Below are 26,154 nucleotides of genomic sequence, written 5' to 3'. Positions count from 1 at the left end.
AAAAAATTACTTGGGCCAACCTGGATTCTGTTGATTATTTGGATTCTATTCTTTCGTAAAATTTAACGAATTTACATTCACTTATTACTCTAACTGTCTACATAGTTACCCACTAATGGTTCGCCATGCGTTTGTTTAATCAGTAAGGGTAGCATAGCAGGAGTTAGTTGTAAGCCACTCATTAAAACGGATGCAAGAAAGGGTCGTTGTAATAAGGATTGAACAATTCGGCCCGTGGTCAATCTTTTTTTGAAAAAATAATTCCAGGAAATGGTATACTCATCTTCCAAAACCTCCCTATTCAGGTTTGTACTTCTGTAATAATTAATGATTAATTCGGAAACAATTTTGGCACTGTGAATGGCCATCGCCATACCATTCCCGCATAATGGATGAATAACCCCAGCGGTATCGCCACACATTAACATGTGGTTTTCGACTGGTTGCTTTTTCGCGAATGAGATCTGGCTAATTGTCAAGGGCTTATCGAATAATGGGATGGCCTTAGAAAAAAAATCCTTTAAAAAAGGATTCTGGCTCATGACATTCTGTTGAAAGGCCTCAATGTTTTTATGTTTCTTGAAGCTACTATAATTTGTTAGATAACAGGCATTAACCAGGTTGTCTTCTACCTGACACAGCCCACAGTATCCGCCATCGAAATTGTGAAGCGATACTAAATCATCGGGAAAATCGGCTTTGTAATGAGCCTTGACACCCATCCACGGCGACTCGTTTAGTATGAAGTTCCGTTGGAGTTGTTTATCTACCGACGAGCGTTTGCCATAAGCTCCAATAACCAGTTTTGATGCATACACTTTCCCGTTGGATGTACGTACTGTGAACTGATCATTCTGAAACTGAACATCTGTTACCTGACTTTGTATAATGGAAACGCCAGAAATTAGGGCTTGCTTATATAGGAAGTCATCGAGTGTGTACCGACTAATGCCAAATCCACCCAGCGGCAATTCACTTTCTATTGTTTTCCCAGAAACCGTACTAAACAAAAAACGATGTATTCGAGAAGGATGTAAGCCATCAACTGAGATACCCAACTGGTGCAGATAAGGCAATACCTCATTGGATACATACTCACCACATACTTTGTGTTGTGGATAGGCATGTTTTTCAATAAGAGCGACCCGAAAGTTTTCCCGAGATAGATGAATGCCCGCCGTCAGCCCTGCCAAACCACCACCAATAATAAGTATGTCGGCATCCTGGAGCATGGATTGTCTCGTTTTGGGTGATAAACTATACGATGAGCCAACATGTTTGACATAATAGCCCGCTGCTAACGCTGATCTTTATGATTTACACAGATTATACCCGCGTAAATCATAAAGATCAGCGTTAGCAGCGTTCTACTATTATTTCACTACCAGAACACCTGCTCCGTTATAGCTCCGGTATTCGCCATTGTACATCGCATCGGCTGACACCGGCCCCACAACGAAGCGACCTTTCGATACGGCTCTTGTCAGATAATAAAACGTGCGCTCGGTTCCGGTAGCTGTTGTGTAAAAATTGATCCGGTCGTCGCGCAGGTCGAAGTAGTCAGGGGCGTCTGGTTTCTTGATCCAGGGCATGTCGCGAGGCTCCGTCAGGCGCGGGTTTTCGACCTCAAGCCCGGCCGGGAGCAAATCCGTTACAACAACATTCTCTACATTCAGACCATTGGTACTGGCGAGGGTAATTTTCACCACCACCAGATCGTTCTGCCGGATATCGCTTATGGGCTGACCTTCCCGATTCAAATATTGACGACGAACCTGAACCCCATTGTCTTCTTCCGCAATTTTTCCGCTCGCCGGAATGCCCTCGCTCTGGGCAAAATAATATACGTTCCCGCTGCCTTGAGCACTCAGATTAAGTGGCGCATTGGTTGGCACACGCTTTAGGTTGAGCAAAGCTGCGTTCATAGTGCCCAGCGGTTTTCCTCCGGCAGTCAACGTAGCCATAGCGGTGCTGTTGGCTGTTTGGCGGGACAGCTTGCCCAGTGCCAGAAACGCAAACGCGGCTTCCTGCGTGTTGAGGTAACTGGTCTGTTTCAAGACTCCCGATAGCTGGCGGGCCAATGTCGGAATCTGGATGTTATTAATGTCCGTATCAACTAGTGCGTCGAGAACGAGGGCAAGGTTCCGCACAGGTGATGCATAACTGCCCCCCGTTTGCCGTCCGGTTGTATGGTCCGTAAACCGCTTAGGAAGCAGGGCCGCAAAACTGCGGGTGTCGCCAACGCGGAAGAAGGTTGATGCCAGCAAATAACGACTGTCGGGTGTAAGTAAGGCCGCGTTCTGCTTGTAATAATTCATAGCCGACCGATTCGGTTTACCAGCTACTGCCAGCGCATAAAGCCCGTAAATACTAGTCCGACTAGCCACCTTATGAACCGTTTTTCCACCCGTTTCATCGAACGTAACGGCGTTTTCAGTGGCCGGGCTGTTAGTGAAGGTCGTTAAAAAGTCGATGGCCGAACTCAGCACCGATGGCCGGACTTCATAACCCGCTTCCTGCGCTTCGGACAGGAAATGGACAGCATAGGCACTGGCCCATTCGTCTACATTCGATTTTCCTGCCACAGTGACCATGCCCGGCCACATTGTAAAGCCGCCATTTGATGCTTGCTGACTTTCTACCGTTTGTACCGCCTGCCGAACGTTGGTGGCTGGATTAAGATCGCTCTCGCCCGCCCGAACAAAGTAGGTGTTGGTAGAGAGTTGCCTGGCCAGATCAGCAAAATACAATTGGGGGAAAGCTTTCGAGATCGTTTGCTCGATACAACCATGCGGATAACCGAGCAAATACGACAACTCGCGCCCATACTGCGCCACCGGCGACCGGCTTAGCGTAATACTGGCCTTAGCAGTGCCGGACAGGAAATTGCCCGCTAATTGCAACGTTTGCGATTTTCCACCCGCTACGGCACCTGATAACGATGTTTTCTGTAACGAAGCCGCTGGTCGAACCGTGATGTCCGTTTTTTCGGTGAAGGTTTCATTCAATCCGTTGGCTGCTATCGTGATGGTTCCGGCGCCAATGGCCTGTTTAGCTGAAATTCGGAAAATAGCGCGGCTTTCACGTCCGGGCTGAATCGTGAGTTTCTGCGTACTGATGCTGTCTGCTATCAGCGGGCCGGTTAGGCTTAGTTTGGCTGTAATACTGGCTACTTGCTTGGTCGTATTACTCAGGTTGACGGGCAGTTCGAGCTGGTCGCCGGGGGTGAGGAAACGAGGAACGCCCGTGCTAATCACAATAGGGTCGGCCACTTTCATATTGCTGTTTGCCGACCCAAAGGCGTTGTCTTTGTAGGCAACGGCCATGACTCGCAAATCGCCCGAAAACTGCGGGATGTCTACCGAGAATTCAGCTTCTCCGTCAGAGCCAGTTTCTAAAATACCACTCCAGAGGGCAACCAATCGAACGCGACCATTGCTAAGTGGATTCACTCGTTTCTCCAGGTCATAGCCGTCACCTCCTACGCTCGATGTGGATTTTAGTGACAGTTCAGGATAGAGCAGTGCGTATAAATCGTGACTACCAACCTCGAGCGCACGTTTCTGATAAAAGAACCCGTGTGGATCGGGCGTTTTGAAGTTCTTGAGTTGCAGAATTCCTTCATCGACCACGGCCACCGTAACCTGGGAATTGCCCGCTGTTTTCACCCGAATTGTTTGCTTCGTTTTCGAGCGCGATTGGGTCACCGCCGTAATTGTGACCGGAAGTTTTGTGTCAGCATCCTGAACAGACACGGGCGCAAAACCATGGGCAACCGTCAAAGGTAAGTTTGTGTTGTCGATGGCCCGGATGAGAGTGGCCGTTACGTACACATTCGGTAAATGCTCACTCCCAACCGAAAAACTCCATTCGGCCGATTTATTGCTTGTGGTTAACCAGTGTTGTTCGAGCACCTGATTTCGCTCGACAGTTACGAGCAGTTTACCATCGAAAGGAGCCTTGAAGAGGACCTTTGCCTTATCGCCGGTTTGGTAAGTCGGCTTATCGAGGGTCATTAGGACCTGACCTTCCTGGCTTACTTCAAACGATGAAGCTGAGGTGCTTCCGTAGCCGTACGCGTAAAAACTAGTGGCTGCATAATTCTGTGCCGAAGGCCGCCGAACACGGATTTCGTATTCACCCGAAACGGTTGGTACGTAACGAAAGGCTGACTTCCCACCTTTGAATAGCAACGAGTTTGTGTAAACGGATTTCTCGCGCCGTTTGGTCGAGTATTTTATCCGATCACCGTCTTTCTCAATCACCGTTTGGTAGTCATAGCGTACCACTTCGACCGATGCGGAAGCCGAAGCCCGGAGCGCACCGGCTGGATCTAGTGCAACGAGTTCAGCCGCAACTGGGGCGTTGGTTGCTACATAGCGATCCGGAAGTCGCACACCAAAGAACGTGTCCTGCGTCAGAACGTCAAGTCGGCGAAGCCGGTTAACGGGTCGGCCGTTTTCGTCGAAGACGGTCACGAATAGTTTGGCTTCCAGGAGACCGATGTCCTGATAAAGTGCCGGAATAGGAAATTTTTCAGTGGCCTGGCCATTGGCATTGGTACGTCCCTGCCGGACTTCTTTTGGAAAAACATCAGGTTTGCCCGCGGCTTCTCCGGCAGTACCGGACTGGCCATTTGGAATATCGAAATCATAATCACCAAAGCCTTTGGGGGAAAATACTTTACGCTTCAGCTGTAGCTCCACCTCATACGCCCGATCAGACGCAGGCGGGCCAAACAGATTCATCGCCGTTGCCGATAGTGTAATGGTCTGCCCTGATTTGTAGCTTGTCTTATCGGTCAGCACATCCACTTTAATCCGATCGGGAACGAATTCTTCAACGCTCACCGCCTGTGATGTGAGCAAGACGTTGTTCGCATTCAGTACTTCAATGGTGTAGCTACCGGTTACGGCGGCAGGGTTCAGGGGTACATCGGTGGCAACGGCTCCCTGTGCGTTGGTGGTTTTTCGGAACGTACGAAGTTCACGGCCATTGGGCGTTACTACTCGGATCAACACCGGAATTTCACCAACACTTTGCCAATTCTGCGCCCGAATAACGGTGTTGAAATGAATGGTTTCGCCGGGACGGTAAATGTCACGGTCACCATATACGAAGGCATCAAATCCAGACTCATTATCGTACTTGCCTTCTACCTCAAAGCGGGAGGTTTCAACCTGCGTGTCGGGCAGGAACAGGAAATTGAAGTCGTCGGCAGTGCGGGCGGTAAGGAGCGCAATTTTGAAGCCGGGCGCTTTCTCGGTTACCTTATCGAACTTAACAAAGCCGCTGCCGTCGGTTTTAAGTGTATAAACAGATTGATTGTTATTGCTCACCAGGGTTACCTCAACACCTTGAAGAGGTTCTGCGGTACGGATGGAATTGGCCCAGACCAGCACTTCGTTTTTTGTCTCATGGGCCACCAGACCAATGTCGGAGACCGAAACAAGCTGGCTGGCTTGTAAATAAGCTTCGTCTTTTGAGTCGACAGAAACCAGGTAAACACCCCTAAAGTTATTATTCTGATCGGGTAGAGCCAGATTCAATGCCGAAACACCCCGAACCTTGGGTAAATCGGCAGTTTCAATGGTTTTCTTCACGAGCACATCGCTTAGATACCCCGGTTCGTCGTCGCTATAGTTAAACGATCCCGATGGTCCCCACTCGCCATTAGCGTTTTCTTTATAGTCCTCGTATCGGTTATTGCGGAAATAATTCAGAAGATTGTTTTCATAGACTTTTGCTATTTTGACCTGTACTTTCGGCACGTTAACGATGTTAAGTCCTATGTTTCGTGCACCTTTTGATGATAGATAGAGCGCCTTTTTATTGGCGAACTGGATGCTGGCGGGCATCTTCCCGAAGAATAGATCTTTGCTTACCGGCTCATCCAGTTTCGTTGCTAATACACCCCGAATCTGGTCGGTCAGGGTAAGAACGTACGTATCTATCTCGTTGAAGTTACCCCGGATAATGAACCCATTTTCGGTTAGTTCGGCTGTTGTTTCAACCTCTGGCTGAATGGTATAATACTGGCTCAGTTCGGCGGGTTGTAGTTCCTGCGTAGTAATAACCCGAACGATGCCCTTATTATTCTCAAAGCTCGTTTGTACATCCGCCACTTCGACTTTATAGCGAGAAGGGAGCGTACTGGTTTCCTCAATAACATCTTTGCTGACATAAGCGGTGTTCGGTACTTTCAGCCCTTTTTCTAGCTTGACGGTTAGAGGTTGTTCGTTTTTCTGCGCTGGCGCATTCGTGAGCGTGAGCGCAACAGAGTTTTGTGCATCACTAGGGGATGTTTGCAGGCTAAGGGCTTTGTCTTCAGTCGAAACAACTGCTTTGCTGGCTATCTCTGCGGACGAAACAGGGTAGTTAAAATTCAGCCGGGTTTTAGCAACAGGCTGCCCCGTTTCGCGGGAACGTGACCACCAGTTTTCGGTACCAGTGAGTTGCAGATAAGGTGTATGAAACGCGATCTCGTCGCCCGAAATTTTCAAGTCTTTGGTGTCCGACCGCTTCAGTAAATCATTGGTCAGTTCGGCGCGATAATCCGTGGCTGGGTCAAACGCACGGGCGGGGGAGAAGACCAGTTCGTTTGGTGCCGTCCACTTAAATTTCCCCCGAACGGCAGGTATAAAACGCACATATTGAGTGGAGTCCCATTCATCGAACTGATTGGTTGGGCCAACGTTTTTATTGAAGGTAAAGGTAAGGTTCTGCGTCTGTTGAATTTCATCATCAAAATTGCGACCCACTACGGATACTTCATTGAACGGTAGACGCGAGCATTGAAAAAGAAGAAGCGAGAGTAGAGAAAAAAACAGAAAGGGTTTAAAGAGTCGCGTTTGCATGACGGTAGGAGTGAAAGGCCGAATATAGACGAAAAAACCCACTCCTAAATTGTGGAGTGGGTTGGTTTTCAGTAGCTGACTTACTAAGCGGTAATTACCGGGTAGGTGTAAACTGAACGTTAACAATTTTCCAGGAGCCTCCCTGTTTGGCACATACAACCGAGAAAGAAACGGAATTATCGAACCCATTTCCCTGAACATTGCCTTTGGCCTTCCACATGCCCGTCATTACGGCCGAATCGCTATTGTACTGGCGCGTCCGGGTATCCGATACGGTAGCTGCATCAACCACCACGAAACCACCCCCAACGCCCTGTACAAGCATATCGCCATCAACGGTGCTACCATCGAAACTAACGAGACTGAAATCACTGGCGACTAAGGAGCCAAGGGTTTTGCTATCTTCATCGAGCATAGCTTTAAAGAAGGCATTGCCCAGAGCGGTAGGGTCTTGAGTAGGGTCGGTAGCTTGTTGCGCTAAGGTGGCTGTGGAGAGAAGAAGTGCCGTAATAAAGGGGAGTACTAGTTTCATGGATACGTTAATTCGGTTTGAGGGTAAATAACTAAGTGAGAAAGGCAAGATAAACAAACACTTACTCATAATTTACTAGTATCCGAATATCACTGCTTCGACCTTTATCATCGGCGCAGGAAATTTTTAACGCCCCCGCTTTAGGTTTGAAAAATACTGCTTCGGTTGGCTTGGCTCGTCGGTAAAATTTATCGTTCAAATACCAGAATACGGTTTGTACATCATTGGAAGTCTGGCAGCTCAACTCCATTTCGGCAGGTTGTTTTGGGTTGATAAAATACGCACTACCGTTATTCAGTCCCGTTATCTGCGGTCCAGTCTGGCCAATATTCCCAAACACCCGTTCGCAGGATGGATTATGAGGAGGGACTACCTCAAACGGAATATGACGACTTTGGTAAAACGTAATGACTTCCGGTGCCAAATTTGGATAGGAGCGACGCACGGAACCGCTATCCGGCAGGCACTGTGCACAATAGGAAATTGTCCCGGATGCATTGGTGAAAACAGCTTTCCGATGTTGGCAACGCCTATATCTAGATACGCCCATAATGCAATAGTCTGTCACCGGATTGGTACAAAACTCGCCTGGAACGTCGCCCGTTTCGGGGCATATAAGCCGCGACGATAATTTGGTTGCGCCTTTGGGGATTCGGAACCAACCCGTGGATGAATTATAGTCCAGCACGTTGAACAGCTGAAACAGCAAAGGCGTCGCGGTATTAGCGCCACTAAGTTCGGCTACACCCACCCCCGAAAAATTACCAACCCAAACCCCAATTGTATACCGTTGGTTATAGCCAATACTCCAGGCATCACGCCGGCCATAGGAGGTGCCTGTTTTCCAGGCAATCCTCGGAAGGTGATAGCTATTGTCGAAGTTATTGGGCAGATCTGGACGAGTGATTTGGGTGAGGGTGTGGGTAACCAGGTAGGCGGCTTCGGGGGATAAAAGACTTACCCCACCCCCCGCCCCTTTTTTAAGGGGCGGGGCCGGGGCGGTCCGACGGGTCGGTGGGGTAGTATTCACACTAAACCGTAACTCCCCCATCTTCCCCCCATTCGCCAACCCGGTATACAGTCGTGTCATCTCCTCCAGTGTAACACCGCAACCACCCAGAATCATGGAAAGTCCCAACTCCTTTGCCTGTTTTTTTATGGCCGAAAATCCAGCTTTCTGAAGGGTTGATACTAAGGATGGAGTTCCAATTTCCTTTAGCAACGCAACGGCCGGAATATTCAGCGAATTCGCCAGGGCAAATTCAGCTGTAACTGGGCCATTGAAACGCCGATCGTAGTTGTCGGGCTCATAGCCGCCGAAGTTGCTCGGCACATCGGCCAATTTGGTTTTGGGCGTAATGATACCCTCATCGAAAGCCAACCCATACAGAAGCGGTTTTAGCGCGCTACCAGGGGATCGTACCGCGCGCACACCATCTACCTGACCGCCATCGAAGGCATTCCCAAAATCTGCCGAGCCGACATACGCTACCACCTCCTGTGATAGGTTATCCACAATCAATACCGCCGAATTGTGGATATTATAGGCTCGTATACGATCGGCGTAATGCTGCACTAACCGTTCTGCCGTGGTTTGTGCTGTCGGGTTCAGGGTTGACTGTATAATTGGAGTCGTTGGGTTTTCGGCCCGGAGCCGACGCGATAGGTGCGGTGCCAGTTGGGGAGCTTCCCGGCGATACGCGTTGAGTGGCTCCCGTTGCGCATCAGTTATAGTTACATCGTCGAAGAGGTGTGCCTTCTGGAAGCGTGCGAGCCACCGATTGCGTTCCTGCACAATAAGCGCGTTTCGGACCCCCAGTCGTAGACTCGATGGCCGGTTCGGAATAATGGTCAGTGTTGTCAGTTCGGCCAGACTGAGTAATACAGGTGGTTTTCCAAAGTAGAGTAGAGATGCCGACTTAAGTCCTTCAACGTTACCGCCATAAGGAATCAGGTTCAGGTACAATTGTAGAATCTCATCTTTCGAGAAATGGACCTCCAACTGCAAGGCTCGGAACAGCTCAATCAGTTTGTTTCCATAGGTACGGTCGCGCGGTTCGAGAAGTCGTACCGTTTGCATCGTGATGGTCGAAGCCCCCGATGTTCGTCTTCCTTTTAGCAGATTCCGGGCCGCTGCCCGAAGCATGGCCACTGGATTAAAACCGGGATGAAACCGAAAGTATTTGTCTTCTTTGAATAGAATGGCATCGCGGAGGGCGGGCGTAATTTCATGAAGTTCGGCATACATCCGCCACTTGTCATCACGGCTTAAAAAGGCGTGCAAAATGGAGCCGTCTCGGGCCGTAATGATCGTTGAATACGGTACGTTGGTTTGAACAGGGAAAAAGAAATCCAGGCCGAAAAAAATCAATATGGCGGTGATACTGGTTTTCACAAAACGCGATTTCCAGAGTTGCTTCGCCAGGATTTTACCTTTTTCAATAGTCACCATGATAAGTCCGTGAAACTCTCTGTTTATTTGCACGTCTCAGTAGCATAGTTTGTACACGGAGAGGTACAAAGAAACGCACAGATTTACCGAGAACATACCTAAATCATGACCATTCAATTTTTCGGCGCAGCCCGTACCGTTACGGGTAGTAAACACTTGCTGACCACCGCCAGTGGCAAACAAATCTTGCTCGATTGTGGGCTATTTCAGGGTATCAACACCGATGAGCTGAACCAACAGTTTGGATTCGATCCGGCCCTGGTTGATTACATGGTACTTTCTCATGCGCATATTGACCACACAGGCCTGATTCCCCGGCTCGTGCGCAAGGGGTTCAAAGGCCCAATTTACACGACATCGGCCACAATTGATCTCTGCGAAGTGATGCTCATGGATAGTGCGCGGATTCAGGAACGCGACCTCGAACGAGTTAATGAGCGACGTAAGCGCCGGGGCGAGCCTGAGCTTGAGGCACTCTATGACGAAGAAGACGTACAGAAGGCACTCGATCAGATGCAAGCCGTGCAGTATGGAAAGTCGTTCATGATTTGCGATGAAGTGACGGGCTTACTAACCGATGCGGGCCATTTACTGGGCAGTGCAGCCGTTAGCCTGATGATTGAAGACAACGGGGTGGAGAAGCATCTTTTTTTTAGTGGTGATATTGGCCGTCCCGATGATAAAATTCTGCGCTCGCCCGATACCTTCCCACAGGCTGACTACATCATTTGCGAATCGACCTACGGCGACCGACTGCATGAAGCGGAACCTGATATGAAAGCGCATTTGCTCAATATCGTTCAGCAGACATGTGTAGAAGGGCGGGGTAAGCTCATTATTCCGGCTTTTGCAGTTGACCGTACACAGGAGTTGATTTATGCGCTCGACCAGTTAGAAAGTGAAGGTCGTTTACCCCGTTTGCCAGTGTATATCGACAGCCCAATGTCGGTGAAAGCGACGAAGGTCATGCGTGATCATGAAGAAGATTTTAATCCGGATATTCTGGCTTATATCAAAAAGGATGGCGATGCGTTTAACTTCCCTAATCTGCATTATGTGACGGACGTAAACGAGTCGAAAGCCATCAATGATAGCAAAGAACCCTGTATTATCATTGCGCCATCAGGCATGGCTGAGGCCGGACGTATCAAGCATCATATCAAGAACAACATTACAAAACCCAATACCACCATTCTTCTGGTTGGTTATGCATCGCCAACCAGCCTGGGTGGCGCTTTGAAGCGGGGTGATAAGGAAGTGACAATTTTTGGCGAACGATACCCGGTTATTGCCCGTGTAGCTATTATGGACTCGTTCTCGGCCCATGGCGATTATAAGGAAATGCTTCACTTTTTGAGCTGCCAGAATCCCGCTCAGGTTAAACAGGTATTTCTGGTTCATGGCGAATACGACAAGCAACTTATCTGGAAAGATCACCTGCAGGCGGCTGGATTTCAGCATATAGAGATACCTGAAATGGGACAGAAAGTGAATCTGTAAAGGTATTTGGTTTACGGTTGGCTGCGCATGCGTGTTATTAACCGTAAACTAATTACCATAGACCGAATACGGACAAAACAAAAAGCTCCCCTGGCTTCGCGAAGCCAGGGGAGCTTTTTTAGCCGTCAGACTACTTTGTCAGGTAAACCGAACCCGTGAAAAACAGTGGTTCAATACCACTCGGTAAACTTTGCCAAATTGGAGATAACACCAGCGTTTTAGTTGCTTAACTTCTTTTGGAATGAGCAACTTAATGGCTTTGGCCAATTCTTTTTCAAAAAGAGATTTATCAAAACTCACCTTCTGAAGGATGGTTTTGATATATTCGAGCATAGAGAGCATAGGGTATTAATTTGTTGTTTAGGAAGCCTATGGATATTGAAAGAGGTTGACTGGTTCGTTCTTATATCGGTAACGACTTACTATGAAAATTGTTGCTTCAAAATAACAATGTTACTTGCAATATTCCGCAAATTTTTTGCATTATTTTTCTTGGGTAGTAGTATAGTTTTTGGACAAGTTCCTGATAATGTTACTTCTATTGAATTAAGCCAAACTACTTTTCCTATTGAGCGGCCTTTTACTATTTCAGTCATCATTCCCAATAGCGAAAATAGGGTTACCATTCCCTTTCCTGATATAACCGGATTCACTAAACAAGGAATATCGACTAGTGTTTCCCCTAGTGAAGTTGGTGGAAAAACAATTACTAATCAAGTAATTACGCAAAATTATCTGGCTACTGCTTCCGGTCGATTTCGGTTGCCACCATTTACGATTACCATTAATGGTGAAACCGTGCGTTCGGATGGGGCAGTACTAGTTGTTCTACCCTCCAAAACGGCAACTGCACCAACCGCTACTACACTTAATACGGTAGATGTAGTTACAGGGAAAGCCGCTTTTCTATCACTACGTGCGTCTAAATCGTCGGTTTATGCGGGTGAAGACGTGGCACTGACCCTATCACTGTATATTGCCGATGACTATCCATACGTCCTCAATTTTACCGCTCTCGACAAGCAATTACAGGAGATCACCAAAAAAATCCGTCCGGCTAACTCGTGGGAAGAAAACCTGGCCATTACAGAATTGAAGCCGATCTCAATCCTAATCAGAGGGAAAAGATTCCGGGAGTTTCGTATCTACCAATCCGTCTTTTTCCCGCTTTCGAATCAGGATTTACGATTGCCCGCCGTGTCGCTTCAGTTAGTACGTCCACGACCCAACATTGGGCCACCCTCATCTCAGCCCGAAACAGTAGTATTCACCAGCAGACCACTCACCATAACGGTTAAGGCATTACCTCCGCACCCACTACGGGGAAGGGTGCCGGTTGGGTCGTTTCAGTTGGAAGAAGGGCTAGATCGGCAGGGTGTTACTATAGGGCAAAGTGTTCGCTATACGCTAACCGTAATAGGAGAGGGAAATATTGCTACGCTTCCTGCTCCCGCGCTTTCAAATGAAACAGCAGAGTTTGATGTGTTTCCGCCCGAAGAACGACACACAGTTACGAATAATGGGAATCAGGTAACAGGCCGTAAAACATTCAGCTACTTTATTGTACCACACCAGAATGGAGAGATTTCATTGGCGAACCGTTTCCAATGGATTTACTTCGACCCCAAAACCGGGCAATACGATACACTTCGGCCACAATTGCGACTCCAGGTTGGGAACAAAAATCCTACTGCCGCAGCTCAGGTGGCGGCACCCAGTAGTGGTTCGGGAGCTAATGGCGAAACGTCATCAGGTATAACGACTGATCACTCGCTATATGCAGGTATTGAAGCCATGGATAGTACACTCCAGCCAATTAGCATTTCGGTGCTGGTTCGGGCCATTGCCAATGTGCTTATTTTGGTTATGTTGATCGGAATGGTATTCGTTTTTTTTAAAAAACAGGATACAGGACGGTAGTTAGTATCATAAAATATTTTTCTAATCGTCAGTATTTTAGGTAGTTATATGAAGATAGGCGTTCTGCCAGGGGATTGTTGATGCGAACCGGCTAAATAATGACTCAATAACTAGCTAATTTTGCCTGAATACATATTACCCAACAGGCATGAGCAGTACGTACGGAAAGCTATTTCGAATTTCTACATTTGGTGAATCCCATGGGCCGGGTATCGGCGTTGTGATTGACGGTTGCCCAGCCGGATTAGCCTTCGATACAGACTTTATTCAGCATGAACTAGATCGACGGAAACCTGGGCAGTCGCGCATAACGACCCAACGGCGTGAAGCAGATGAATTTGAGGTACTCTCAGGCGTATTTGATGGAAAAACCCAGGGAACGCCCATTGCTCTGCTTATTCGAAATACCGATCAGCGAAGTAAAGATTACGGCCATATCTCCGAGCAATTCCGGCCATCTCATGCTGATTATACCTATCAGACTAAATATGGCTCCCGCGATTACCGGGGTGGTGGCCGTTCGTCGGCTCGCGAAACGGCGGCTCGCGTAGCGGCTGGAGCCATTGCCAAATTACTGCTTGCACAACAAGGGGTTCAGATTCAGGCCTACGTCTCTCAGGTAGGAAAACTAAAACTTGATAAGCCATATCAGGAATTAAATCTGGCTCTGGCCGAAGAAAATGCCGTTCGTTGCCCCGATCCCGAAACGGCTGAGCAAATGTTTACCTATATTGATGAAACACGTAAGCGGGGCGATTCTATTGGCGGTATTGTCGACTGCGTTGTGACGGGAGTTCCCGTGGGCTGGGGCGAACCTGTTTTCGATAAACTCCATGCCGAACTGGGTAAAGCTATGCTCAGTATCAATGCTGTAAAAGGATTTGAATACGGTAGCGGATTTGCCGGGGTAGAACAATACGGCTCTCAGCATAACGACGAATTTTATACCGATGAACAGGGCCGAGTTCGGACAAAGACGAACCAGTCGGGCGGCATTCAGGGTGGAATTAGCAACGGCGAGGATGTCTACTTTAGAACGGCCTTCAAACCGGTAGCCACCATCATGCAGGATCAGGATAGTGTAGATGTACATGGGCAGGCCGTTACCGTTTCGGGCAAAGGTCGGCATGACCCATGCGTTGTACCCCGTGCCGTGCCCATTGTAGAAGCCATGGCTGCCCTGGTGCTAGCTGATATGTATCTGCGGGATAAGGTAGCGCGCGTTTAGATCGCTGCCACTCACTTTTTCTTTAGAACTGCCTGCATAATCGCAAATCCTAAGAAGCCGAAGCCAGCTGCCTGCGCTATAATTCCCACAGTTAATAATGGTCCGGCAACATCAGGACGTGCACTTTTAACCCCTGCGCCAATTAGGATAAGTACAATGCCTGATAACCAGAAACCGGCGGCTAGTAAAACGAATTTATTTTTGATCGTGACCATACTGTAAGTAGCTTGATAAACATATCGTGTAAAAATAGTTTGCGGACTACGTTATTCCTTCATTTTACCTTAGTTCATCTGGTAGCAATAAACTTGCTACCAGTTTTTGTTCATGCCCAGTCGAACGCTCAGACGCGGTTTTCGTTTCACCGTGGCTTGATGGGAACGCAATTCAATGTTATTTTTTACGCACCCGACAGCCTGATAGCTCAACGGGCCTATACCGCAGTATCGGCTCGGATGGATTCCCTGAATCAGGTCATGAGCGATTACATGGACGGCTCCGAAATCAATCGGTTGTCCGCTACCAGTGGGTCTGGCCAATGGACACCGGTTTCGATTGATTTGTTTAACGTTCTGCAAAAAGCACAAACTATCGCCCGACTTTCTAAGGGTCGGTATGATCCAACCCTTGGACCGCTGTCATTGCTTTGGCGAAGGGCTGTTCGCCGGAAGGAATTTCCAACCGTGAGGGAACGTCATCGGGCCAGACGTGCTGTTGGCTATAGACTGATGGAGTTAGATAGCACCACTCGTTCGGTACGACTACGCCGATCTCATATGCGGCTGGATGTTGGTGGGATTGGTCAGGGCTTTGCGATCGACGAAGCGCTGCATGTTCTTCATGGGTTCGGAATACAATCTGCTCTGATTGATATTGGGGGAGATATTCTGGTCGGCGATCCACCTCCGAATCTGGCTGGCTGGCGCGTAGGTATTGGTTCAGGAAAAGCTGGTGATAGAGACACAACGACCATTCTGCTCAAAAATGCAGCTATTACGACCTCTGGTGATACGTATCGTTTTCTGGAGTACCGAGGTAGACGCTATTCGCACATTATGAACCCACGTTCCGGGCTTGGATTGCATCACTTTGTGCAGGCTACCGTCCTTGCGCCCAATGGGTATCAGGCCGATGCACTAACAAAGGTTTTCAGCGTGGCCGGATTACGGAAAAGCCGTCGGTTGTTAGGCCAATTTCCGGGTGTAAAACTGCTCATGCTGGAAAACAAACACGACCAACTGCGCAAATGGCAGTCGGCTGAGTTTTGACCATTGATTTTGCCCAGGAACCATCACTATTCCTGTTCGGCATACGATACGTGATTTGTTGGCCTTAGTTGCTTAGGCTTCAGCCCGTACAGGATACGTGTGAGAACAAAGGGACGAATCAGGAAATGGTACAGTAGAAGGATCAAGGTAAAACAAACCACAATCAGGCTAGTCAACTTGATCCAAATCGGACTTTCCCATTGAACAATGTAGTAGCCCGTTGCCACAATGATCGTTTGATGAAGAATGTAGAATGGGTAAACCGCCGAGGTTAAATACACGAGTGATGGATTGGAAAAATTTAGATATCGTCGTGCAAACCCAATGATTGTCAGGATGATTGACCAGATGTGTAACCCATCGAAAAAGCCGTAACTATAAAGCGAAGCATCCTGTTGCTTTGGCAGCTCTACTGACCAGTAGTACTTCCAGAAAAGGACAACCAGACAAGATAAGGTTATCCCTAAAAAAAAGCTTCGATACGTTTCGCAGGTTTTCCAGAATGAGGGCAGATCGGCCAGAAAATAACCGATGAAGTAAAACGTAATCGATGAATTAAACAGGAACCAGTCATCAAGTAAACTACCCTGAACGGGCCACCGGATGTACCATAGGAAATAGTATAGGATGAAGGGGACTGCCAGCAAAAGATTGGCGGATGGATGCGTAAAGAATGGGTTGATTCGTTGCTTCCAACCGTGTAGAGCCCTGAGCTTTAATAAAGAGAAAACGGGTAATAGTAAGATTGTAAAAACGAAAAGATAGATAACAAACCATAAGTGGCTCCAGGTAAGCGTTCCTTCCGGATAGGGTATAAAATTCCAAACCGAAGGGTAGAAATCCCAGTATGATTCACTGATCTTCTTTTCTTGCAGGCGCTCAAAATATACCTGGAGAGGTATGACAAATAACATTGAAAATACCAGAGGGATAAACAGCCGGACAATGCGCTCGCCAAAAAAAGAAAGAACTGATCGCTTATGTAACGAAAAACTAACCCCTACTCCAGAAATGAAAAATAGTAAGGGTAAGCGCCATTGGTGAAGCCAGATAATAATTCGGTCGAGGAAGATGGAGTGTTCCGTATTTTTTATTTCCCAGCCAAACTGTACAAAGGGCATGGAGCAGTGGAAAAAGATTAAAATCATAAAGGCGATAACCCTTATCCAATCAATATAATGTTCTCGTTGATGTTGAACGGTGGCCATGATAATCTAAAATGAGCTGATTATCTGGAAGATGCGGGGTTACTTGCTTCGGTTGCATCAACACAAAAAATAGGATGATGCTTTGTAAGGATATGGCCAGTTGCACGTATAGCCGTCGACTCTGTTTTGAAAATAGGTTTCCAGGAATAGTTAGTGAGCCTCCTTATGCCTGGAAACCTGCCTTTCTTACCAGTAGTACCACCAATGCCAGGGGTGCACAACACGATACTGATAACTGAAGGCATAAGATATAGCCCGCAGCACAATAACCGTAGGCAGGAGCATAACCTGCGCTGTGCCTTTGAGCATTTTTAGCGGAGGCCCGCCAACGGTGGCGTTCAGGCTGGCGTAGCCGTCGGGCTGGTAGATGCCGCCCAGCGATAACCGTATGTCTGACAGGGCTTTATATTCCATACCACCCAGCGCGCCTACACGCGTATAAGTATCCTGGATCTGAAACCCCGTCCAGCCCGTTGTAACGGGTTTAAGGAAATTCGGATTGTCGTGCCGGGTTTCGATCAGTTGAATCGGCAGGGTACCGCTATAGCCCATGTGGGTTGTACTTTGCATGAGTTGAAGACCCCCATACAGCGTGAACTGGCGCGTTCGGCCGTCGTCGAAGTTGGTCGAAAACGTTTTACCAATGGTGGCCGACACATGCCACATATCAACTCCGTATAAAACAGGTGTGTATGACTTGTTGCCTTCTATACTGACAAAGCCTGCTACTACAGGCGTTTGCCGGGGAAGGTTGGGCACCACCGTTGAATCATTCCGTTCTATATTGAATCGCGTAAAACCCAACTGAATAGCTAGGTCGAACGGCCATTTCAAGGTTCGGCCCAGGTTGTGTTTCAACCCAGCTCCCCAATAGTAAAGACCAAATTTTTTGCCGAACGTTAAGCCGCGAACCGTAAGCTCGGAGTTGAGCGGTAAGCCGATGGATAGCTGCGGAATAAACCCTGGTAAGATACGGCCAAGAGAACTACCCTGAAGTGTATCGCTCCCGGCTAAGGTTGTGTACTGGCTGGCTTCGGCGGGTGTTAAATGGGCAGGTGGGCGGGTAATGATAAAGGCTTTTTGGTCAGGGCCTGCCAAAACAGTGGGCAGCGACGTAGCTCCGTTTGCAACGGCATAATGCGGGTAGCTTTCAGGATGCCACGTAAAGCTTTCGGCCGATTTGGGGGCTATACTGGCGGTGAAGGTAAATTTAAAGTCGACTTTGCCGGGTTTCAGCGTAGAGGGTGCCGAGAACCAGGCTGTATTGTAGCCACCGGGCACCAGGTTTAAAAAGCTTTTTGAGGCCTCCCCGATGAGCTGACGGGCCTCCCCCGGGTAAGCTATAGTGTTGCCAAGCCCTTCAACTTTCTGCGAAAAGGCCGCCAGCGGCAGCACGCCGAGGAGTATGCTAACACACGTATTTTTCATGGATTAAGGGGTTACGGTTACTCGTTATGATGGTGATTTAGTCGTTACTGCCGGTCTGTTTCATAAAGCTGTTTTACGTCGGGGGCCGATAGGGCACGGTTGTAGATACGCAGTTCATCCAGCACGCCTTCGAGTGGGTGGATATATTGGAAGCAGTGAAAATGTTCGGCTACCGCTCCACTGTAGAGGTAGTGCTTGGCGGTGAAAGGCAGGTGAACATTTCGGCCTGCGCCAATCAGTATGGGCTTGTCGGCGGCTTCGGCATATAAAGGGCGGGGTAGCTCGGCCGATCCGTTTTCAGAACCATCTGTATAAAATTTGACGGTTTTGCCTTTAAATACCATCACCACATGCAGAAACCGATCAGAGCTGGTAATGAATGAAGCTAGTGAGCTTTCTACAGGACTCAGATAAGGAGTCAGGTCATAATGCTGGCTCGTGATACCGGTGCCGATGTTGGGTGATAGGTTAACAAAACACTGAAAGCCTGGCGGAACCCGTACTATTGGTCCCTGGTAAGATGCCAGATCGTCGGGCATACGCGAAAAAATACCCCCCCACCCAAACGTATAGCCCGTTAAAGTGGCTCCATTGCAGTAGGTGGCTTTGTCGGGCCAGAATGTATCGGTAGGTAGTTTTATCCAGAATGAAATCGTCATTCCGTTCTGAAAGGTGAGCGAAGAGGAGGGCTGAAGAAATATCTTATCGACGTTAGAGAACGAAGCGTCGGCCTGCTGAACCCCGTGGAAGTACGCTCCTTTGCCTTTCTGGCCCGCCACATAGTCGATGCCGTTGGCCTGGCCGTGGTTGTTGTTACCGCTTTTGTCGGCAGCGTTGCCCTCAAAGGGGAAATAAGCAACCAGCCCACTGCTGAGATCGGCTTTGTAGAGATAAAGGCTTTTCAGGGCATCGTCGCTCAGGCTGGGATCGGCCTTCATGTTGGCATAGCCACTACATTCGGGCAGCATACAGCCATTGCGCAGATTATTCGGAATCTGCTCATACGCATCCGCAAAACTGTAACCTGCCAGCATCGAACTCAGCAAATTGGCGAAAGCCCTCACGCCAATGTTTTGGATTTCGTCCCAGCCAAGGGCTAGTTTGGCGCTGTTGGCCGTAAAAGCTTTCAGGAGGGCTTTATTGCGGTCTTTGCTACCCTGGCAGATATTGAGCAGCACCAGGCTGTTGGGAAAACGTTTTTTTGCGTACACACGCTGGACCAACTCGTCCGAAATTTCGATATAAGCCCGGTATACGTAGTTGTTCTGCTGTCGCTCTTCATACACATTAACGCGCATCGGCAATCCTAAGAAGCGTTCGTCGTTCTGGAGCTGAACGTATTGGTTTAGGTAAGCTATAAAATCGTCTTTGTAGGGTTGGGGAAACGGAGAGGCCAACCGGTTCATCTGAGCATCGCCGATAGCCCGTGCGCCGGTGCAGATCCAGGTATGCCCGGTGGCTTCGTCATAAGCACCGTGTGAATTGAGAAAAATAACGCCGTATTGACTCAACTGGCTGCCCATAAAGTCCAGCGTCATGGCTTCGTTCGGAATGTTATCGACGGTATAGTTTTTGTTGAGAAAGCTGGCGCGAATCCGTGGATAAAAGCTGGCGGTTCCTCCATGCCCGTCGTCGTTGGAGTGCTGGTTGATCCAGACTACTTTTTTATTGCCGGGATAGTCGGCGGCCGTGCGAGCCTGCCGGTTGTCGGTCGTGCCCGGAATCGAAATGCTCTGGGGCATAATTTCGTCGAGTTCATCGTCTGAAAGCGACTCGCTTTCGGGATACCCAAAACTCCAGACCACCTGAATGCCCTTCGTAAACGTCACGACCAGCTCATTCGGGTTGATTCGAACATCGTTGACGCCGGAAATTTTTCGATAAGTACTGCTTTGAGCCTGATAAGCTGCCCTGATTTTTTCGGGCGTCGATCCGTGCAGGATGGGTGTAGCCGATTGTGCAATGGCCCCGTAGGCTTCGGCAATCTGGACCATATCGGCTTCGGTCAAGCCTGCGGCTGGACTGGCGGGCGTGTCGACGGTTTTGGGGCTACATCCATAGATAACTAAGCCTGTACAGCTTATTAGTAACAGCCATTTTTGCCATGTAAGCATACGAATAAGAGAAAAAGAGAGCGCCTGTTTCAGATAAATAAATTGGTGTGGATACAAGTGGGTACTCCGTAAGAAGTAACCTCTTTCGTTCACAAGTTTATACAGGGCTAATCAAGATGCCAATCCAACGATTGGAATGTGGAGGGGAGGCTCAGCGATCGAACCACCAGGATTCAAAGGCGGCTCGATGCGTGCGCGAAATTCGGATAGTTTGCACCGGTGCGGTTTTCAAAAAAACCTCTTCGGCTGCGTAAGAGTCGATATAGAGCCGGTTCAGAACATAATCGTTGGTGGCAAAGAAAAAATACGAAGGCAACGGTTGTCGCCCCGTCGACAGGATGTCGATACGGGCTTTGTAGTGGGCTAGTGGGTAGCCGCTTATCAGCGGAAGTTGACGGTTGCTGATTCGGATTTCAGTAACGGGGGAAAGCGATTTCAGGTAAACAATGTCTCCGGCATAAACCATCTGATTATCAATGCGGAGGGTTTTGGCAAGGCGGTCGTTGAGTATCCATTGATTCAGGTCTTCAATGAGCTTACCGTAGCCTTCGACGGTTAGCGTTCCTTTATCAAGAATACGGACGGGGTATTTAAATTCGGAACCGGAAATGGATTCATAGACTTCCGTTCGTCCGGTATACAGAATAATTTTAAGGGTTTCAAGGCCGTTATAAATTCGATTATTGTAGAGGTAGCTTACCAGCGATGACCCGCTCATGTTTGGCATGTGGGCATCCAGGAGTAACACGTCGGGCCGGTGTTGAGCAATGAGGTTAAGTCCCTCCTGTGCACTTTGGCCCGTTGCCAGCACACGTACTTTGTCGGCAAAGAACGTCTGGAAAATAAGCTGATGAGTATCCAGAATATTTGGGATATCGTCAATCAGAAGGCAGGTAAACATAGGCAAAAAGTGGGGAGTGTAGCCTGAAAGACAAACAAGTGAAATTAGGATTTGATAACCTTCAACATCAGTTCGACGCGGGTTCCTTGGTCTAAGTCAATAAATTGAACCGAAATGCCAGCCTCGCGCATCACCTCAATCGACCCTTTGGACTTGCTGATTTTCTGACCGAGCGATGCCAGGGCCTGTTGTTCCTGCTCCTGAATATCGGCCACGCGTTGCCGCCCAACGCCATCGTCTTCTACAATACACCGAATAATACCGGGTTGGTAAGGCTCAAACCGGACTATCAGCCGACTAGCCGACCCTTTATGAAAAATACCATACTTAATGGCATTCTCCACAATCGGTTGTACAAGCAGTGGCTGAATCAGGGTTTTAGGGTCCAGGGCCTCCGAAATACTGATACTTTCGGTCAGTTCGGTATCTTTCTGAAGGTAGTAGACCTGTTTGGTGAGATGAATATAGCGTTGAATAAAGCTGATTTCGTCTTCCAGTCGGATATGTTTTTGGCGGGAGGCTACTACAAAACTACGCATCAGACTCCCGAATAGACTCAGCATATCAAAGGCTTTGAACTTTTCTTCGCGCAGGGTTAGATTCTTGATAACTTCAATAAAATTAGCGGCAAAATGGGCATTTACCTGGCCCTGCAAAGCCCGAAGCTCCAGCGTAGCCCGTTTTATCCGAAGCTGGAACTGGTAGAAAATAGCCAGCCCAACAATGCCACCGATTAATAGCCAGAACCACCATTGCTGCCAGATGGGGCGTCGGATACGAAACGCAAACTGAACATGAGCGCCATCGCTGCTGCTCACGAGCAGCCTGTAGGGGCCTGGTTGCAGGTAGTGAAGCTCATACGTAAGATCAGGTTTTCGAACCACCGCCACCGTATCGTCTGCTTTCAGTAACTGGTATGTATACATCATGGTACCAGTCGCCTGAAAATCCAGATTTTCGAGCATCAATCGAATTGTATTGTCTTGATTGTCAAGTAATAAATCTTGACCAGCTTGTGGATACAGAAGGGTCGAATCCTGACGATTGACCGGAAATGTGACGCTTTTTATCCGCAATTGCGACCGATGCGAGGGCCAGGCTAATTGCTGTGCCCTATTCAGTTCGGTAAAGCCCCCGGCGGTGGCAACAGCGAGCTGCCTGGCTTCGGGCCATACATCCAGAACCTGATTGGATGGCAGGCCATCTGCCTGATCAATGGTTCGTATTTTTTGACCATCAAGCAATTCAACCAGCCCTTCCGACTGCGTGCAGGCCCAGGCATGGCCCGGCCGGTCGGTCACAACCCGATTCACGACCGTGCCAGTAAATTGAGGCAACTCCCGCAAGTGCCCGGTTTGTGGTTTATGCAGCCACAAACCGCCCGCTTCGTAGGCTACATATAACAAACCGGCTGAATCGGCAGCCAGTGTAGCCACCGAACTGGCCGGAAAACCAGACACCGTTTGTGGCGATGCATTGATATGGCCGAGCGGAACCCGGTAAAGGCCATCGGGCCGACCCAGGTACAGCCACTTTCCAACCGGAACCGCGGTATAGGATTTCCCAACGGCCACCGGCAAAAAGCGAATCTGGTTGGGCCGGAAAGAGGCCTGCCAGGTTCGGCTCCCTTCGGCAATATAGACCGTGGGGCCGTTGGTAATGGATTTGGGGGCGGCTGTAATGGACAGGGGTATCCGCAGCAGAATCTGCATGGGCACTGTGTCGCTGAAATAACGGCTGATTTTGAGTGGAATGTAGTTAGGTAGTATCGGCTTATCGATATAGGTAATAGCCAACTGCCTGTTGTTGGCAATGAGCAAATGGCCCGTAGCGGTACAGGCCAGGCCCCGGATGTAGTCATTGAAGGGAGGGGAGAACCTAAGCGGTTGCCAGGTTGGTGCATCGGCTGGGCGGTACAGCACCCGTCCGGTTTCGGTGCCAACCCAGTATCTGCCCCGGCGGTCTTTGGCAATATGACGAAGAGCTTCTCCGAAAGACCAGGTGCGCGAGTTGGCCAATGCCTGTTCTGGCACCATTAAAAAATCATTATTGACTGTGGTAAGCCACCAATTTTTTTGCCGGTCAATCGTCAGACTTTTAATCTGGAGCGATTGTAGGAAATCGGAAAACGGTAGTCGTTTGAGTTGTGGGGACACTACTTCCCGTTTCTTCTCACTGGTTTCGTAGGAGATATAGCCATTCGGAAGCCGTCCATAGCCAAGCAAATGGTTGGTTTGGATTGGTAACGAGGCCAGTTTTCGACCCGAGCGATGATACAACTTAATGCCCTTGTTGGTGCCAACCAGAAATGTGCTGTCTGTCAATAGTAGAACATTGCCAACATCAATAGAACTAATATTCAACTTTTCTATTGCCCCAAATCGTTGCCAATAATTGTGTTTAAACTTCCATATAACAGCCTGCCGACCAGTGGACTGAATGGCCACGTTACCTGCTGTAAGTACGCTGCCCGGCGGAATGCCCAGACGCAATGCCTCCAGCGGACGAATCGCTTCGACCCCGTTTGTCGAGCAGTGTAGTAAGAGAGCAAAGAAATCGCCGTTTTGACTGTTATTAAAGTGGTTTAGATACACCAGAACCGTGTCGGTGCCGATGGTTTGGTATCGAAGAAAAGCGGTTGAGAAGGAAAGGGTAGTGGTTTTTTTTTGATAAAGAATATGCTCGGGTAATACACGAACCTGCCGAATTCGGTCGGTTCGTAGGTCAAAATACTGAATCGTAAGGCTATCGTTAAAATAGGTTTCAAAAAACAGGTGACCGCATTGATCCTCAAACAGCCCCCATATGTCGTTATGAGCCAAGCCTTCCTGTGTCCGAAACGGCTGAAAGCTTCGGCCATTATACCGGGCAAGACCCTGGGTAGACGTTAGCCAGATATACCCTTTTGAATCTTGAAACGGCGAATACAGAACACCATCGGGCAGGCCATCTTTTTCGGTAAAGGCACGAATGTAAGGCTGTTGTGCCTGAACAGTCGTTATCAACCAACCTAATAATAGAAATAGAAGCAGAAGCTGACCTTTCATGTCTGCACGTACAAGGTCTCAAATATGTACGCTTAAGGAAGGTTTACCAAACCAATGATTAGAAAAAACAACAAGCCCGACTACGGCTATGGTAGTCGGGCCTAATGATATATAATATATTGATGTGGTATACTTATCCAGCTCTGATGCGCCATATTACTGACGCAAGTAAGATGCAGGCTAGTGTCTCTCTACAATTATACGGCTATAGTCTTACCAGGTACCGCTATCTGATACCAGCCGTCTTTATCGGGCAGGCTCTTAGGCATTGCGTCCCAGGCCAGTGTAGTTGGGAACAAGTCAATTTGCGAATTCAGGGCTTCGTCCCATTTCACAACTTTGCCCGAATAGGTAGCCATACGACCCATAAGGGCTGTCATCGTGCTTTTAGCAACCCGTTCAGCATCGGCAAATTTATATTCGTTTTTGGCGATGGCTTCGAACAGTTCATCGTGCTCAATCTGGTACGGATTGCCGTCGGCTTTCGCGTTGTGCGTATAAATGGCTTGGCCATTATAGCCCATCAAGGCACTGCTTTTCTTTTCCATGCCTTCAATCTTACCTTTTGTACCCAGGAACATTTCGTCTACCCGGCTATAGGTACCTTCGTAGTGGCGGCACTGGCTGTTAATGGTCGTGCCATCGGCATACACGTAATCAACGATATGGTGATCAAAAATTTCGCCGTAGTCTTTACCTGTCCGAACCTGCCGACCGCCTGTTCCCTGGCAGGAAACCGGGTAACTATCTTTCACCCAGTTTGCTACGTCGATATTGTGAACGTGCTGCTCGTTAATATGATCGCCACAGAGCCAGTTAAAGTAATACCAGTTACGCATCTGGTAATCCATTTCGGTTTGACCCGGTTTGCGGGGCTTTTGCCAAACACCTCCGCTAACCCAGTATACCTGCCCGCCCACAATATCGCCTATGGCCCCATCGTGAATGCGCTTAATCATATCACGATAACTGGGCTGGTAGCGTCGTTGTAAGCCAACGACTACGTTCAGTTTTTTACGTTTTGCTTCTTCGGCAGCTGCTAATACACGTCGAACACCTGGCGCATCTGTAGCAACGGGTTTCTCCATAAATACCTGTTTGTTCTGCCGGATGGCTTCTTCAAAATGGCTTGGCCGGAAACCCGGTGGTGTGGCCAGAATAACTACGTCAGCTAAGGCCATCGCCTGTTTATAGGCGTCGAAACCCACGAACTTGTGGTCTTCAGGCACATCTACTTTTGGCGAACCATCAGCTGCTTTCAGGCCTCGTTCCGTCAGTGCTTTGTAGGCATCATCAAGTCGATCGCGGAATGCATCGGCCATCGCAACAATTTTGATGTTTTGCTTGGTGTTAAGTGCCTGCTGAGCCGCACCTGTACCACGCCCGCCACAACCAATGAGTGCCACTTTAATGGTATCGTTTACCGAAAAATGGAAGCGTGAAGTTGGCCGTTCAATTGCCTGTGCACTAAAGGGCAGGCTGCTCAAAATGGCGCCACCCGTAAGCAAGCCAGATGTTTTTAAAAACTCCCGGCGATCCTGATTTGATTCTTGTGCCATGTATTATCTAGGAAAAATATCGGTTGAGAAAGTTGTCAGGTAAAAAAGAACGCTTAACATTGAATTTACTATTGGCTATCTAAACATGTTCGCTTTACCTTGCATGCACATTAAAATAAATTAATCAATGTCAAGAAAAA

The 26,154-nt window shown here is 48.5% G+C and carries 16 protein-coding genes; 4 read left to right on the top strand and 12 right to left on the bottom strand.

What is annotated here, in order from left to right:
* Positions 1 to 89: 89 nt before the first annotated feature.
* The 4 genes from ACYVGO_RS08480 to pbpC all read right to left on the bottom strand — a co-directional run bounded on the left by ACYVGO_RS08480 (position 90) and on the right by pbpC (position 9,841).
* Positions 90 to 1,232, bottom strand: a complete 1,143-nt coding sequence (locus ACYVGO_RS08480; protein ID WP_460968901.1) for an NAD(P)/FAD-dependent oxidoreductase — start codon at positions 1,230 to 1,232, stop codon at positions 90 to 92.
* Positions 1,233 to 1,373: 141 nt separating this feature from the next.
* Positions 1,374 to 6,857, bottom strand: coding sequence for an alpha-2-macroglobulin family protein (locus tag ACYVGO_RS08475; RefSeq protein ID WP_460968900.1), 5,484 nt, complete (start codon positions 6,855 to 6,857; stop codon positions 1,374 to 1,376).
* A gap of 94 nt (positions 6,858 to 6,951) precedes the next feature.
* Positions 6,952 to 7,389 (bottom strand): nuclear transport factor 2 family protein, encoded by a 438-nt coding sequence (locus tag ACYVGO_RS08470; RefSeq protein WP_460968899.1) that lies wholly within the window; start codon positions 7,387 to 7,389, stop codon positions 6,952 to 6,954.
* 61 nt (positions 7,390 to 7,450) lie between these two features.
* Positions 7,451 to 9,841 carry a penicillin-binding protein 1C gene (gene pbpC, locus ACYVGO_RS08465; protein WP_460968898.1) on the bottom strand — a complete coding sequence of 797 codons (2,391 nt, stop codon included), beginning with the start codon at positions 9,839 to 9,841 and terminating at the stop codon, positions 7,451 to 7,453.
* Between the two features lie 105 nt (positions 9,842 to 9,946).
* On the opposite strand from pbpC, the gene ACYVGO_RS08460 reads away from it, so the two are divergent.
* Positions 9,947 to 11,341, top strand: coding sequence for an MBL fold metallo-hydrolase RNA specificity domain-containing protein (locus ACYVGO_RS08460; protein WP_142776269.1), 1,395 nt, complete (start codon positions 9,947 to 9,949; stop codon positions 11,339 to 11,341).
* 138 nt (positions 11,342 to 11,479) lie between these two features.
* On the opposite strand, the gene ACYVGO_RS08455 is transcribed toward ACYVGO_RS08460, so the two are convergent.
* Positions 11,480 to 11,683, bottom strand: coding sequence for a hypothetical protein (locus ACYVGO_RS08455; protein WP_142776268.1), 204 nt, complete (start codon positions 11,681 to 11,683; stop codon positions 11,480 to 11,482).
* A 108-nt stretch (positions 11,684 to 11,791) separates the two neighbouring features.
* Here ACYVGO_RS08455 and ACYVGO_RS08450 point away from each other — a divergent pair, with 108 nt between their 5' ends.
* Positions 11,792 to 13,261: a BatD family protein gene (locus ACYVGO_RS08450; RefSeq protein WP_460968897.1), complete on the top strand. Its 1,470-nt coding sequence runs from the start codon at positions 11,792 to 11,794 to the stop codon at positions 13,259 to 13,261.
* Positions 13,262 to 13,409: 148 nt separating this feature from the next.
* On the top strand, positions 13,410 to 14,489 hold the full coding sequence (gene aroC / locus ACYVGO_RS08445; protein ID WP_460968896.1) for a chorismate synthase: 1,080 nt from the start codon (positions 13,410 to 13,412) through the stop codon (positions 14,487 to 14,489).
* 11 nt (positions 14,490 to 14,500) lie between these two features.
* Here the strand turns inward: aroC and ACYVGO_RS08440 are convergent, their stop codons facing one another.
* Positions 14,501 to 14,704 (bottom strand): hypothetical protein, encoded by a 204-nt coding sequence (locus ACYVGO_RS08440; RefSeq protein ID WP_142776265.1) that lies wholly within the window; start codon positions 14,702 to 14,704, stop codon positions 14,501 to 14,503.
* A gap of 93 nt (positions 14,705 to 14,797) precedes the next feature.
* Here ACYVGO_RS08440 and ACYVGO_RS08435 point away from each other — a divergent pair, with 93 nt between their 5' ends.
* Positions 14,798 to 15,757, top strand: coding sequence for an FAD:protein FMN transferase (locus ACYVGO_RS08435; RefSeq protein WP_460968895.1), 960 nt, complete (start codon positions 14,798 to 14,800; stop codon positions 15,755 to 15,757).
* A 26-nt stretch (positions 15,758 to 15,783) separates the two neighbouring features.
* Here the strand turns inward: ACYVGO_RS08435 and ACYVGO_RS08430 are convergent, their stop codons facing one another.
* The 6 genes from ACYVGO_RS08430 to ACYVGO_RS08405 form a co-directional block, all read right to left on the bottom strand.
* Positions 15,784 to 16,965, bottom strand: coding sequence for an acyltransferase family protein (locus tag ACYVGO_RS08430; RefSeq protein ID WP_460968894.1), 1,182 nt, complete (start codon positions 16,963 to 16,965; stop codon positions 15,784 to 15,786).
* Between the two features lie 186 nt (positions 16,966 to 17,151).
* The gene (locus ACYVGO_RS08425; RefSeq protein ID WP_460968893.1) at positions 17,152 to 18,393 is read right to left on the bottom strand and encodes a DUF6588 family protein; all 1,242 of its coding nucleotides are present in this window, start codon (positions 18,391 to 18,393) and stop codon (positions 17,152 to 17,154) included.
* Between the two features lie 44 nt (positions 18,394 to 18,437).
* On the bottom strand, positions 18,438 to 20,507 hold the full coding sequence (locus tag ACYVGO_RS08420) for a LamG-like jellyroll fold domain-containing protein (protein ID WP_460968892.1): 2,070 nt from the start codon (positions 20,505 to 20,507) through the stop codon (positions 18,438 to 18,440).
* Positions 20,508 to 20,658: 151 nt separating this feature from the next.
* Positions 20,659 to 21,408 (bottom strand): response regulator, encoded by a 750-nt coding sequence (locus ACYVGO_RS08415; protein ID WP_460968891.1) that lies wholly within the window; start codon positions 21,406 to 21,408, stop codon positions 20,659 to 20,661.
* Positions 21,409 to 21,452: 44 nt separating this feature from the next.
* A complete protein-coding gene (locus ACYVGO_RS08410) occupies positions 21,453 to 24,455 on the bottom strand; it encodes a histidine kinase (RefSeq protein WP_460968890.1) in 3,003 nt (1,000 codons plus the stop codon).
* A 197-nt stretch (positions 24,456 to 24,652) separates the two neighbouring features.
* Positions 24,653 to 26,014, bottom strand: coding sequence for a Gfo/Idh/MocA family protein (locus ACYVGO_RS08405; RefSeq protein ID WP_460968889.1), 1,362 nt, complete (start codon positions 26,012 to 26,014; stop codon positions 24,653 to 24,655).
* Positions 26,015 to 26,154: the final 140 nt, after the last annotated feature.

This window comes from Spirosoma migulaei, assembly GCF_054776855.1.
Note: the sequence above shows the minus strand (reverse complement) of the source record. Positions and strands in the feature narration are given on the sequence as shown.

Bases quoted from the DNA above. Each gene is read 5' to 3' on its own strand.
- ACYVGO_RS08480 (WP_460968901.1), bottom strand. From the start codon at position 1,232: ATGCTCCAGGATGCCGACATACTTATTATTGGTGGTGGTTTGGCAGGG.
- ACYVGO_RS08475 (WP_460968900.1), bottom strand. From the start codon at position 6,857: ATGCAAACGCGACTCTTTAAACCCTTTCTGTTTTTTTCTCTACTCTCG.
- ACYVGO_RS08470 (WP_460968899.1), bottom strand. From the start codon at position 7,389: ATGAAACTAGTACTCCCCTTTATTACGGCACTTCTTCTCTCCACAGCC.
- pbpC (WP_460968898.1), bottom strand. From the start codon at position 9,841: ATGGTGACTATTGAAAAAGGTAAAATCCTGGCGAAGCAACTCTGGAAA.
- ACYVGO_RS08460 (WP_142776269.1), top strand. From the start codon at position 9,947: ATGACCATTCAATTTTTCGGCGCAGCCCGTACCGTTACGGGTAGTAAA.
- ACYVGO_RS08455 (WP_142776268.1), bottom strand. From the start codon at position 11,683: ATGCTCTCTATGCTCGAATATATCAAAACCATCCTTCAGAAGGTGAGT.
- ACYVGO_RS08450 (WP_460968897.1), top strand. From the start codon at position 11,792: ATGTTACTTGCAATATTCCGCAAATTTTTTGCATTATTTTTCTTGGGT.
- aroC (WP_460968896.1), top strand. From the start codon at position 13,410: ATGAGCAGTACGTACGGAAAGCTATTTCGAATTTCTACATTTGGTGAA.
- ACYVGO_RS08440 (WP_142776265.1), bottom strand. From the start codon at position 14,704: ATGGTCACGATCAAAAATAAATTCGTTTTACTAGCCGCCGGTTTCTGG.
- ACYVGO_RS08430 (WP_460968894.1), bottom strand. From the start codon at position 16,965: ATGGCCACCGTTCAACATCAACGAGAACATTATATTGATTGGATAAGG.
- ACYVGO_RS08425 (WP_460968893.1), bottom strand. From the start codon at position 18,393: ATGAAAAATACGTGTGTTAGCATACTCCTCGGCGTGCTGCCGCTGGCG.
- ACYVGO_RS08420 (WP_460968892.1), bottom strand. From the start codon at position 20,507: ATGCTTACATGGCAAAAATGGCTGTTACTAATAAGCTGTACAGGCTTA.
- ACYVGO_RS08415 (WP_460968891.1), bottom strand. From the start codon at position 21,408: ATGTTTACCTGCCTTCTGATTGACGATATCCCAAATATTCTGGATACT.
- ACYVGO_RS08410 (WP_460968890.1), bottom strand. From the start codon at position 24,455: ATGAAAGGTCAGCTTCTGCTTCTATTTCTATTATTAGGTTGGTTGATA.
- ACYVGO_RS08405 (WP_460968889.1), bottom strand. From the start codon at position 26,014: ATGGCACAAGAATCAAATCAGGATCGCCGGGAGTTTTTAAAAACATCT.